The 11,158-nt window shown below is 73.6% G+C and carries 11 protein-coding genes; 6 read left to right on the top strand and 5 right to left on the bottom strand.

Annotation, left to right across the window (positions count from 1 at the left end):
• The 3 genes from thiE to ACWEN3_RS31115 all read left to right on the top strand — a co-directional run.
• On the top strand, nucleotides 1–639 hold a 639-nt coding region (gene thiE, locus ACWEN3_RS31125; RefSeq protein ID WP_452977414.1), incomplete at its 5' end, for a thiamine phosphate synthase.
• A 132-nt stretch (nucleotides 640–771) separates the two neighbouring features.
• Nucleotides 772–1,695 (top strand): methylenetetrahydrofolate reductase [NAD(P)H], encoded by a 924-nt coding sequence (gene metF / locus ACWEN3_RS31120; protein ID WP_452977412.1) that lies wholly within the window; start codon nucleotides 772–774, stop codon nucleotides 1,693–1,695.
• A 56-nt stretch (nucleotides 1,696–1,751) separates the two neighbouring features.
• Nucleotides 1,752–2,672 (top strand): SCO2102 family sporulation regulator, encoded by a 921-nt coding sequence (locus ACWEN3_RS31115; protein WP_452977409.1) that lies wholly within the window; start codon nucleotides 1,752–1,754, stop codon nucleotides 2,670–2,672.
• Between the two features lie 12 nt (nucleotides 2,673–2,684).
• Here the strand turns inward: ACWEN3_RS31115 and ACWEN3_RS31110 are convergent, their stop codons facing one another.
• The 4 genes from ACWEN3_RS31110 to ACWEN3_RS31095 form a co-directional block, all read right to left on the bottom strand.
• Nucleotides 2,685–4,196, bottom strand: coding sequence for a phytoene desaturase family protein (locus ACWEN3_RS31110; RefSeq protein ID WP_452977406.1), 1,512 nt, complete (start codon nucleotides 4,194–4,196; stop codon nucleotides 2,685–2,687).
• A gap of 388 nt (nucleotides 4,197–4,584) precedes the next feature.
• The gene (locus ACWEN3_RS31105; protein WP_452977403.1) at nucleotides 4,585–5,214 is read right to left on the bottom strand and encodes a TetR/AcrR family transcriptional regulator; all 630 of its coding nucleotides are present in this window, start codon (nucleotides 5,212–5,214) and stop codon (nucleotides 4,585–4,587) included.
• A 47-nt stretch (nucleotides 5,215–5,261) separates the two neighbouring features.
• Entirely contained in the window at nucleotides 5,262–7,346 is a 2,085-nt protein-coding gene (locus ACWEN3_RS31100; RefSeq protein WP_452977401.1) for a YhgE/Pip family protein, read from the bottom strand.
• Complete coding sequence (locus tag ACWEN3_RS31095) at nucleotides 7,318–8,259, bottom strand: ATP-binding cassette domain-containing protein (RefSeq protein ID WP_452977398.1); 942 nt, start codon at nucleotides 8,257–8,259, stop codon at nucleotides 7,318–7,320. The genes ACWEN3_RS31100 and ACWEN3_RS31095 overlap by 29 nt, the downstream gene beginning before the upstream one ends.
• Nucleotides 8,260–8,421: 162 nt before the next feature.
• Between ACWEN3_RS31095 and ACWEN3_RS31090 the strand changes: the two genes are divergently transcribed.
• From ACWEN3_RS31090 to ACWEN3_RS31080, 3 genes are all read left to right on the top strand, one after another.
• Nucleotides 8,422–8,985 (top strand): SAV_6107 family HEPN domain-containing protein, encoded by a 564-nt coding sequence (locus ACWEN3_RS31090; protein WP_452977396.1) that lies wholly within the window; start codon nucleotides 8,422–8,424, stop codon nucleotides 8,983–8,985.
• Between the two features lie 134 nt (nucleotides 8,986–9,119).
• Nucleotides 9,120–9,890 (top strand): methyltransferase, encoded by a 771-nt coding sequence (locus tag ACWEN3_RS31085; protein WP_452977393.1) that lies wholly within the window; start codon nucleotides 9,120–9,122, stop codon nucleotides 9,888–9,890.
• 278 nt (nucleotides 9,891–10,168) lie between these two features.
• Nucleotides 10,169–10,552, top strand: coding sequence for a DUF3040 domain-containing protein (locus tag ACWEN3_RS31080; RefSeq protein ID WP_452977391.1), 384 nt, complete (start codon nucleotides 10,169–10,171; stop codon nucleotides 10,550–10,552).
• Between the two features lie 332 nt (nucleotides 10,553–10,884).
• Here ACWEN3_RS31080 and ACWEN3_RS31075 read toward each other — a convergent pair whose 3' ends face one another.
• Nucleotides 10,885–11,058: a hypothetical protein gene (locus ACWEN3_RS31075; RefSeq protein WP_452977389.1), complete on the bottom strand. Its 174-nt coding sequence runs from the start codon at nucleotides 11,056–11,058 to the stop codon at nucleotides 10,885–10,887.
• Between the last annotated feature and the right edge of the window lie 100 nt (nucleotides 11,059–11,158).

Here is an 11,158-nt window from a genome sequence, read left to right as displayed (position 1 = left end):
CCCACCACAAACCCACCGCCGACACGGCACCCCCAGCACCCCCGAACTCCCCGCAAGCGCCAGGGCGACCTCGCCGAGTTCCTCGACGCGGTCCTGGCCGGCGGTGTCGACATCGTCCAGCTGCGCGACAAGGGCATGGAGGCCGGCGAGGAGCTGGCGCACCTGGAGGTCTTCGCCGAGGCCTGCGCCCGGCACGGCAAGCTGCTCGCGGTCAACGACCGGGCCGACGTCGCCCACGCCGCCCGCGCCGACGTGCTGCACCTCGGCCAGGGCGACCTGCCGGTCCCCGCGGCCCGCGCGATCCTCGGCGACGAGGTGCTGATCGGCCGTTCCACGCATGCCGAGTCCGAGGCCACCGCGGCCGCCGCCCAGGAGGGCGTGGACTACTTCTGCACCGGACCGTGCTGGCCCACCCCGACCAAGCCCGGCCGCCACGCGCCCGGACTCGACCTGGTCCGGCACACCGCCGCGCTGGGCACCGGCCGCCCCTGGTTCGCGATCGGCGGCATCGACCTCGCCAACCTGGACCAGGTGCTGGACGCCGGCGCCCGCCGGGTGGTCGTGGTCCGCGCGATCACCGAGGCCGGCGACCCGGGCGCCGCCGCGGCCGAGTTCGCCAAGCGGCTGCGCCAGTCCTAGGGGGTGCCCGGATTCCGGGGCCGTCGCGGGCTCGGACGGTCTCCTGTCCAAGGGGTGGACAGGAAGTCGGCAATTCGGGCAAATTTCCGGGGTTCGGTTGGGACACCGCCCACCCCTGGCTAACCTGCGGGTATGGCCCTCGGAACCGCATCCACCAGGACTGATCGCGCACGCACCGTGCGCGACATCCTCGCCACCGGCAAGACCACGTACTCGTTCGAGTTCTCGGCGCCGAAGACCCCCAAGGGCGAGCGGAACCTGTGGAGCGCGCTCCGGCGGGTCGAGGCGGTCGCCCCCGACTTCGTCTCCGTGACCTACGGCGCCGGCGGTTCCACCCGCGCGGGCACGGTCAAGGAGACCGAGCAGATCGTCGCCGACACCACGCTCACGCCGGTGGCCCACCTCACCGCGGTCGACCACTCCATCGCCGAACTGCGCAACATCATCGGCCAGTACGCGGACGCCGGGATCCGCAACATGCTCGCCGTGCGCGGCGACCCGCCCGGCGACCCCATGGGCGAGTGGGTGGCGCACCCCCGGGGCCTGGCCTACGCGGCCGAGCTCGTCCGGCTCATCAAGGAGTCCGGCGACTTCTGCGTGGGCGTCGCCGCGTTCCCCGAGATGCACCCCCGCTCCCTGGACTGGGACGCGGACGTCGCCCACTTCGTGGACAAGTGCCGTGCGGGCGCCGACTACGCCATCACACAGATGTTCTTCCAGCCGGAGTCGTATCTCCGGCTGCGTGACCGTGTGGTCTCCGCGGGCTGCGACACCCCCGTCATCCCGGAGGTCCTGCCGGTCACCAGCGTGAAGATGCTGGAACGGCTGCCCAAGCTCAGCAACGCCCACTTCCCGGACGCCCTGAAAGAGCGGATCCTCACAGCGAAGGAGGATCCGGCGGCGGTACGCTCCATCGGTATCGAGTTCGCCACGGAGTTCTGTGCGAGGCTGCTGTCCGAGGGAGTGCCCGGACTGCACTTCATCACGCTCAACAACTCCACGGCGACCCTGGAAATCTACGAGAACCTGGGCCTGCACCACCCCCCGCAGGCCTAGACCGGCCGCACCGCGATACGACACACTGCGTAGCGGTCACTGGGAGAGGGGCGTACATGGGCTGGACGGTCCTCTACATCGCGTTCGGCGTCGTCGCGCTGTGGCTGCTGGGCGAGGTGCTGCTGCAGTACAAGGCGCGCCTGCGCTGGCGGCTGCTCGCCTTCGCGGGCTTCCTCGGTGTCGTGGTCGGCGTGCTGACGCCGTCCGTCATCGTGATCGGTGTGGGCGCGATCGCCTTCGCGATCGGCCAGACCTACGTCACGCTGTCGTTCCGCCGCGGTTTCGCGGCCGGCTGGGCGGTCAAGCGTCCCGACGCCGAGGCCGAGCCCGGCGGCAGCAAGCGCCGCCGCGGCCGCGCGGACCGCGACGACCCCGAGCTGGACGGCCCCGACCCGGAGGCCGACCACGACGACCGGGACGCCGGCCAGGACGCCTACGGCCAGGCGGGCGCGCGGGGCGACTACGACGAGTACGACCGCGACGACGTCTTCACCCCGGCCCGCCCCGGCGCCGCCGAGACCACCGCCGTCTACGAGCCGCAGCCCATGCCGGAGGACACCGGCAACTACGGCGTCTACGGCGAGACCGCCTACGCCGGCGCCGCCCAGCCGCAGACCGGCGAGCAGCAGAACTACGGCTACGACTACTCCGGCTACGGCCAGCAGGGCTACGGCTACGCCGCCGAGGGCCAGCAGGGCTACGCCAACTACTCCGACCCGTACGTCGGCAGCCAGTCCTACGGCGGCGCCGGCTACGACACCGGCTACGCCCAGCAGTACGGCCAGCAGGGCTACGCCCAGGACCCGTACGCCACCGGCGGCTACGGCGAGACCCCGGCCGCCGGGGTGTGGGTGCCGCAGCAGCGCACCGACGAGACCCACGGCGGCGAGCTCCCGCAGGAGCAGCCGTACCCGTACCAGGGCCACGGGCAGCACCAGCAGCCGGGCGCCGGGTACGGCGAGCAGTACCGCTTCTGAGGCCGGGCCGGGTCACTGCGAGCCGCGGAAGCCCGGCCCCTCCACGATCAGGCCCGCCACCAGCGCCCCGGACATGCCCGCGTGCGGGAGTCCGCCGCCCGGGTGGGACCAGCCGCCCACCCGGTACAGACCGGGCAGCCGGGTGGTGTTCGCCGGGTGCAGGAAGCGGCCGCCGCCGGCGGCGAGCGAGGGCGCGGACACCGTGCTCGGGTGGGCAGCCGTCCGGTCCTCGGTGTGACCGGGGGCGCGCACCTCCTGCCACAGGACGCGGTCGCGCAGTCCGGGTACGGCGGACTCGGCGGCCTCGACGACCAGGTCCGCGCGGCGCCGGACCGTGTCCGCGTCGTCCCAGCCGGCCTCGGCCGGCACCACGGCGGACAGCACCACCGACTCGTGCGCGTCGTCCGGGACGAGCGCGCGGTCGCCGGGGCGCAGCACGGTCACCGTGGGACCCACGGGCCGGCGGCCGGCGGGACCGGCCAGGAAGTCCAGCTCGGCGACGGGGTCCGGAGCGTGGACGACCGTGCGGTGCGCGGCACCCGCCTCCCGGCCGCCGCGCAGGGCCAGCAGCACGGTGAACCGGCCGGGGCGGCGCGCGATCGCCTCGGCCCGGACGTCACCCTCCGCATCAAGCTGACGTTCCGTCAGGGAAGACAGCCGTGCCGGGTCCACGTCCGCCACGACATGGTCCGCCTCGGCCCGAGTCCCGTCGCTCAACTCCACGCCCGACGCCCGGCCGTACTTCTCCAGCACGCGGGTCACCTCGGCGCCGAAGACGAACTCGACCCTCCGCGCGAGGCATCGCTCGTAGACCGCACGCGCCAGTTCCCGCACACCGCCGACGACGTACCAGCAGCCGAAGGCGTGCTCCATGTACGGCAGCACGGCCGCGCTCGCCGGCGTGGTCCGCGGATCGAGGCCGTACGCGAGCGCGTGGCTCGTCAGCAGCGCCGCCAGGCGCTCGTCGCGCAGCTCCCAGGCGCCGACCTCGGCCAGCGTGACCGCCCGCCGGGTGCGCAGCAGCCGCTTGTGCGGCACCGCCGGATACGGCTCCTTCTCGGCCAGTACCTGCCAGTTGGGCCACAGCGGCTCCTCCAGCAGTGGCCGGCGCGTGCGGTCCCAGGCCTCGCGGGCCCGCACCAGGAAGTCGCCCCAGCGCCGGCCCGCGCCCCCGCCCAGCGCCTCGTCCAGGGCCGCGACCACGCCCGCGCGCGAGGCGTTCGGCAGGGCCGCCCGGGTGCCGTCCGCGAACAGATGCCGCGAGGACGGATCGACCTGGACCAGCTCGACGCAGTCCTCCAGCGGCTCCTTGCCGGTCTTGACGAACAGGTCGCGGTACACCGCGGGCAGCGTCAGCAGCCCCGGGCCGGTGTCGAAGCCGAACCCGTCCCGCTCGAAGCGGCGCACCGCACCGCCGTACGTGTCCGTGCGCTCGTACACCACCACCCGGTGGCCCGCGACGGCCAGCCGGGCGGCGGCCGCCATCGCGCCCATCCCGGCGCCGATCACCGCAATCCGTGCCATGCCGGCGACTTTATCGGCCGCCACCGACAATCCGGTCCGCGGGCGGCCGGGACGCCCGCGGCACACGGGACCGCCTCGCGCGCGGACGGCTGAGTATCCGTACCTAGGCGGCGAGATGAGTACGTTCGCGGATGGGCGGCGGCCCGCCCGGACGGGAGAGTGGACACCACGGCAAGGGGGCGCGGCCCGGCACCGCCGGCACGGGGCGGCGGAACGGCGCCCGCCACCTGGCCGCTCCTCCCGCCGATCCGTCGGCGGAAGCGAGTCGGGGGCCCGGGGACGACCACCCACGGGGGAACCGACGGGGGAAGACCGTACGGGGGAGTACGGGGAGTACGAGGGCGCCGGTCCGGCGAGCGGACCGGCGCCCTCCTCGTGCCGCCCCCGCTCAGCCCTTCCCGCTGACCCGGCCCTGGAGCAGCCGGGACAGGGCCGCGTGGACGTCGTCCAGGGAGCGCTCCGGCTGGAAGGACTTCCAGTCCAGCGCGGCCACCAGCACCATGCCGACCAGCGCGGCCGCCGTCAGCTGGATGTCGATCTCCTCGCTGAACTCGCCTGCCGCCACGCCCTCGCGCAGCACGCCCTCGACCACCGCGACCGCCTCCTGGCGGACCACCATCAGCGTCGACTGCCAGGCCCGGTTGGTGCGCCACAGCTCGGCCACGTACAGCTGCGTGAAGGCCGGGTAGCGGTCGATGAAGACCAGGCCCGCGCGGACCATCGCGTCCAGCGCGTCCACCCTGTCGCCGCCCCGGCGCGCGGTCTCCTCCGCCGCCTCCTTGAGCGAGGCGGTGAGCAGGCCGACCCCGTGCCGCAGCAGCTCCTCGAAGAGGACCGACTTGCTCGCGAAGTTGTAGTAGACCGTGCCCTTCGCGACTCCGGCCCGCTCGGCGATCTCGTCCACGGTGGTGGCGGAGAAGCCCTGCTCGGCGATGAGCGTGACGGCCGCCTCGTAGAGCTTCTGCCGGGTGGCCTCGCGGCGCGTGCTGCCGCCGGACCTGGCGCTGCTGCTTTCCATGGCACCGATTCTCACAGGTAAGCGCGCGTGCGGGGCGCTCCCGGCGATCACAGACTCAGCTCCGGGTGCAGCCGGTCCAGCGTCCACACCTGCCGGCGCCGGGCCGCGAGCGCGGTCAGCGCCAGGGCGCCCGCGGTGAACGCGGTGAGCACCACGCACGCCTGCCACACCGGGCCGAGCCCGCCGCCCGTGATCAGCCGGCGCAGCGCCGACACGACGTAGCTCATCGGCAGGTACGGGTGGATCGCGTTGAAGAAACCGGGGCTGGTCTGCACGGGGTACGTGCCGCCCGCCGAGGTCAGCTGGAGCATCAGCAGCGCCAGGACCAGGATCCGGCCCGCCGCGCCGAAGCGGGCGTTGAGCCACTGCACGATCGCCGCGAAGCACGCGGTGACCAGGAACAGGAACCCGATCGTGCCGGCCGCCCGCAGCATCTGCAGCCCGATCGCCCAGTGCAGCACGGCCATCAGGGCGGCCACCTGGAGCACGCCGACCGCGGCCACCGGCAGCCAGCCCGCGAGCGCGATCCGCCAGGCCGGCGAACCGGCCGCCAGCGCGCGCCGGTTGAGCGGCGGGATCAGCATGTAGGCCACCATCGCGCCCACCCACAGGGACAGCGGGATGAAGTACGGGGCGAACCCGGTGCCGTAGTTGGGCGCCTTGTGCAGGTCGTGGGCGGCCAGCTGGACCGGGTCGGCCATCACGCCGGTGCGCTGGTCGCGGTCCTGCCGGTCGTAGTCGGGGATCTTCTTCGCGCCGTTGTGCAGCCCGCCGGCGAGCTTCCCGGAGCCGTCGGTCAGCTTGTAGATGCCGCCGTTCAGGGTCTGGGCGCCGGACGCGGCCGTGCCGATGCCCTTGTCCAGCTTGGTCGCGCCCGTCTGGGCGGTGCCGAGTCCGGTGTGCAGCTTCTCGGCGCCGACGGCGACCTTCCCCGCGCCGTCGTTCAGCTTGTTGATCTTCTTGACGGCGTCGTCGACGTCCTCCGAGAGGTGCGGTGCGCGCTCGGCGAGGGCCTGGGCCTGCGTCTGGAGGGTGCCGAGGTTGTCCCGCATGGTCTTCAGGTCGCCGTCCTGGTCGGCGATCAGCGTGTTGAGGTCGTCGGCGACCGTGGCCACATCGTCGGCCGCCTGCCTGGCCCGCTTCAGGTCCGGGCAGACGGGGTCGGGGATGGCGGCGGTCTCGCAGCGCGCCTTGTAGATCTCGTCCAGGACGGCGGAGGAGGCGTGCGCGGTCTTCGCGGCGCCCGGGGCGAGCTTCACCAGGACGTCGAGGTTGTCCTTCACGGTCTTCGCCGAGTCGGCGACCAGCCGGGCGGTGTCCCCGATGCTCTTCTCGTTGTCCTTCAGGAAGGGGCCGGCCTTGTCGTAGACGCCGTTGACCTTGTCGGCGAGCGACTGTGTGCCGTCCGCGACCTGCCGGGACCCGTCCTGGAGGTCGCCGGCGCCCGTGTTCAGCTTCTTCAGGCCCGTGACCAGCTTGCCGCTGCCGCTCTTGGCGTCCCTCAGGCCGTCCGCGAGGTCCTGGGAGCCCTGCTCGGCCTTCCCTAGGCCGCTGTTCAGCTTGTCGGCCCCCTTGGCGGCGGTGACGGTCTTGCCGTGGATGTCGGAGAAGGAGATGAAGATCTTGTCCAGGAAGGAACGCGACGCCTTGGCGGACGCGGCCGAGCGGACCTCGTTGAAGACGGTGTGGGAGATCTGGCCGACGATGTAGTTGTTCGCGTCGTTGCTGCGCACCTGAAGCGCGCCGGTCTCCGGGGAGTCACCGGAACTGGAGGCGATGCGCCTGCTGAAGTCGGCGGGCATGGTCAGCGACAGGTAGTACGTGCCGTTCTCGAGGCCCTTGCGGGCCTCGGCGTCGCTCACCTCGTGCCAGTCGAACGTCCGGCTGCCGCGCAGCCCGTCGACGATGTCGTCGCCCGCCGTGACCCTCTTCCCGCCGGCGGACGCCCCCTGGTCGTCGTTCACCAGCGCCACCGGGATGCGGTCCAGCCGGCCGTACGGGTCCCAGAACGACCACAGGTACAGGGCGCCGTAGAGCAGGGGCAGCACGAGCAGCGCCACCAGGGCGGCGCGGGGCAGCTTTCCGCGCCCGAAGCGCCTCAGCTCAAGCGCGGCCAGCATCGGCGAGCGCATCCGCCTCCCCCTTCCGCCCGGTCTGCACCGAGCCGTTCTGTTCCGTTTCCGCCTCGCCGTCGGGCTCGGCCTGGGTCTTGCTGTCCTGCCCGAGTTCCGCCTCGCCGCCGGGCTCGGCCTGGGTCTTGCTGTCCCGCTCGGGTTCCGCCTCGCCGCCGGGCCGGGGTTCGGCCGATCCGTGCTGACCGGTCCCCGCCTTGCCGTCCGGTTCGGTCCGCGTCCTGCCGTCCCCCGCGGTCGACACCGTGACGCAGTCCTCCGGGGCGGTGCGGCACACGGCCATCACCGTCGTTCCCGCGCGCGTGAGGGAGCGCAGCAGCGCCCAGACCTCGGCGCGTTCGGTCTCCGACAGCTTCATGTCGACGTCGTCCACACCCAGCAGCCGGGGCCGGCCGAGCAGGGCCAGCGCGACGGAAAGGCGCAATTCCTGGACCCGCTCCAGGTCCCGGACGGCCGTCCGGGAACCCTTGGGCAGCGTCTCCAGGTCGAGCCCGGCGGCGGCCAGGGCCGCGTCGACGCGCAGCCGCGCCTCGTGCGTGCGCCGGGTCCGGGGCCGCAGGGCCTCGCGCAGGGAGTCGCCGAACCGGCTCTGCAGCAAGGCGCGTTCGCGCAGATGCTCCCCCACGGTCAGGGCCGGCTCCAGGTCGGTCACCCCGGCCACGTTGGCCACCGCGCTGACGCGCCGCAACGCGGCCATGTGCCGGGGAAGTTTGACTTCGCCGACGGTGGCCACCCCTTCGGTGGGCTTCATCCGTCCGGTGAGCGCGAGCAGCAGACACGTACGGCCGGAGCCGGACGGTCCCTCGATCGCGATCAGCGAGCCGGGCGCCGCGTCGAGGGTGATGCCGCGGAAGGCCCACCCCCGCGGCCCCCTGAGCCCAAGGCCTTCGGCCGTGACGTCCACGCCGTCCACAAGCCCCCCTGCCTGGAAAATTTGAACTGACTGGTCAGTGCAAAAATACGCCCGAACCTACGATCGAGGCAAAAGCGCAGGTCAGAATGGATTGTCAGTGCCATACCTCACGATGGGCACATACGGCACCCGTGCCGTCACCCAGACGACAGGAGGTTCGTCATGGCCAACTCGTCCGCAGCCGCCGCCCGTCGGCGCCGCGCCTCCGGCCCTGCCCCCTCACTGACCGGCCCGGCGAGCGATGTGCACCCCGTGCTCCGCCGGGCCACCGCCCCGCCCGCCGCCCTCGACCTGCTCGCCCAGGCCCGCGCCGCGCTGGAGGAGACCGCCGTCCTGGAGACGCCGAACGAGCGCTATGCGACGGCCCACCTCGCCGCCCTCCGCACCGCCGCCGCCGTGCTCGCCGCCCGGGGCCGCCCCGAGACCTCGCCGCGCCGCCGGGCCCGGATCCGCAGCGCCTGGGAGGTGCTTCCGGAGATCGCCCCCGAACTGACCGAGTGGAGCGCGCTGTTCGCCTCCGGCGCCGCCCGCCGGGCCCGCGCCGAGGCGGGCATCCGGGGCGCGGCGAGCCGGCGGGACGCCGACGACCTGATACGCGACGTGGCGATGTTCCTGCGCATCGTGGAGCGGATGCTCGTCCTCCAGCCGGTCCTGCCCCAGCCCCGCCAGGACACCGACGACGAGGAGGGCCCAGGAGTCCGTGGTGACCTCCCGGACGCGGGCTGACCACGGGTTGTGCGCCATCCGTCCGCCGTGCGAGACGGACACGGCCGGACCCCGCCGTGGTGACCGGGTACGGCGCCGGAGGCAATAGGGTGGAGTCGCCTGAGCCCGTCCGCCCTGCCGAGGAGTCAACTGCCGTGTCGGACCCGATGCGCCCCCGCGCCTCCCTCCGTACCGCCGTGGTCTGGGAGGTCCTGCAGGACGCCCTCGACCGCCGGGTCAAGGCCACGGGACGGGACGCGCTGGACGTCCTCGACACCGGGGGCGGCAGCGGCAACTTCGCCGTGCCCCTCGCCCGCCTCGGCCACCGCGTCACCGTCGTCGACCCCAGCCCCAACGCGCTGTTCGCGCTGGAGCGTCGCGCCGCCGAGGCCGGCGTCGCCGACCGGGTCAGGGGCGTCCAGGGCGACGCGCACGGCCTGTTCGACGTGGTCGAGCGCGGCGGCTACGACGCCGTGCTCTGCCACGGCGTCCTGGAGTACGTCGACGACCCCGCCGAGGGCGTCCGCAACGCCGTCGCGGCCCTGCGCTCCGAAGGCGTACTCAGCCTGCTGGCCGCCGGGCTCGGCGGGGCCGTGCTCGCCCGCGCCATCGCCGGCCACTTCAAGGAGGCCCGGCAGGCGCTGCAGGACCCCGACGGCCGCTGGGGCACCGGCGACCCGATGCCGCGCCGTTTCACCGCCGACCAGCTGACCGCGCTGGTCGAGGGCGCGGGCCTGCGGGTCGGCGCCGTGCACGGCGTGCGTGTCTTCGCCGACCTCGTGCCCGGCGTCCTGGTGGACACCGAGCCCGGCGCGCTCGACGCCCTGCTGAAGCTGGAGGCCGCGGCGGCCGAGGTGGCCGCCTTCCACTCCGTCGCCACCCAGCTGCATGTGCTGGGCGAGACGCCGGGTGCCGCCGAGGTCTGAGCGCACCGCCGGGACCCGGCGCTGATCAGGGCCTTGGCAGCGGATGGAGTACGACACAAGCCCCCCGATCGAGGGGTTTGCGCCGTATGATCGAGGTACACCGCCCGGCATGACGGGTCGGCCGCCGGGGAATGGAAGCCTCAGCGAGCCGGGACGCCATGACGGATTCCGGTTGGCCAACTGGCGTAGAGGGGCGGGTTTCACGGGGGCGATTCCCTGCCTATCCTGAAGGGACCCCCCGGGTCGCCCCCCGGCGACTGCACGATGAGGAGGACTCCGTGCCGCTCTCGGAGCACGAGCAGCGCATGCTCGAGCAGATGGAGCGAGCGCTGTACGCCGAAGATCCCAAGTTCGCGTCGGCGCTTGAGGGAAGCGGGCTGCGTACGTACACCCGGCGGCGGGTCTACCAGGCGGTCGCAGGCTTCCTCGTGGGTATCGCGCTCCTCATGGCCGGAATGGTCGCGCAGCTGATCTGGGTCAGCGTGGTGGGTTTCCTCGTCATGCTGGGCTGCGCCGTGCTCGCCGTCACCGGCTGGCGCAAGGCCCCGAAGCCGGGGGAGCAGCCCCAGGTCGCCGCGAGCCGGGCCGTACGGCCGAAGCGCTCCATGATGGACCGGATCGAGCAGCGCTGGCAGCGGCGCCGGGACGAACAGGGCCGCTGAGCGTTACCGCGGACCTCATCAGACCTACGTGAGGGGCGACCACCATCCGGTGGTCGCCCCTCACACATGCCTCCACACCACTGTCAAAGCCACCGCCCGCCCTGCACCGGGCCGGCTCGGCAGGGTCCCGGGTACGGCCGATACCGCGCGAGGCCGGCCCGCGGCGCCGGGGTGTCGGGGAACGCCTGGAGCCGGCCCGGGCGCCGACGCCTCGCTGGGAGCCGCCCGCAGCGTCGGAGCTCTCGGGTAGGTCGGCGAACGCCTGGAGCCGGCCCGGGTGCCGAGGTCTCACTGCGACCGAGAGCGCGTCGAGCCGGTCCAGGCGGCTGGTGCTAGCCGCGCTGCTCCGAGGGCTTGCGTGCCGGTGGTCGGGCCGACACCACCCGGGCTCGCAGCGCCGACCAGCGGGCCGACGCCGCCCACAGCACCCGCACCGTCGAGCGCGGCAGGAACACCGCCCGCAGCCGCGTCCCGGTGTTCACCGTGGCCCGCAGACCCTCGATCACCCGGCGGACGTCCTCCGCCACTCCCGCGGCCGGCCGCGGCCGGGGGGGGGGGTGGCGGGCGGTCGCGCGGCGCGCGGCGGGCCCCGCGCAACCCCCCCCG

The organism is Streptomyces sp. NPDC004561, from assembly GCF_053602155.1.
This window is presented reverse-complemented; position numbering and strand designations above follow the sequence as displayed.

Bases quoted from the DNA above. Each gene is read 5' to 3' on its own strand.
- ACWEN3_RS31090 (WP_452977396.1), top strand. From the start codon at position 8,422: ATGGCCAACTCGTCCGCAGCCGCCGCCCGTCGGCGCCGCGCCTCCGGC.
- ACWEN3_RS31115 (WP_452977409.1), top strand. From the start codon at position 1,752: ATGGGCTGGACGGTCCTCTACATCGCGTTCGGCGTCGTCGCGCTGTGG.
- metF (WP_452977412.1), top strand. From the start codon at position 772: ATGGCCCTCGGAACCGCATCCACCAGGACTGATCGCGCACGCACCGTG.
- ACWEN3_RS31105 (WP_452977403.1), bottom strand. From the start codon at position 5,214: ATGGAAAGCAGCAGCGCCAGGTCCGGCGGCAGCACGCGCCGCGAGGCC.
- ACWEN3_RS31110 (WP_452977406.1), bottom strand. From the start codon at position 4,196: ATGGCACGGATTGCGGTGATCGGCGCCGGGATGGGCGCGATGGCGGCC.
- ACWEN3_RS31100 (WP_452977401.1), bottom strand. From the start codon at position 7,346: ATGCGCTCGCCGATGCTGGCCGCGCTTGAGCTGAGGCGCTTCGGGCGC.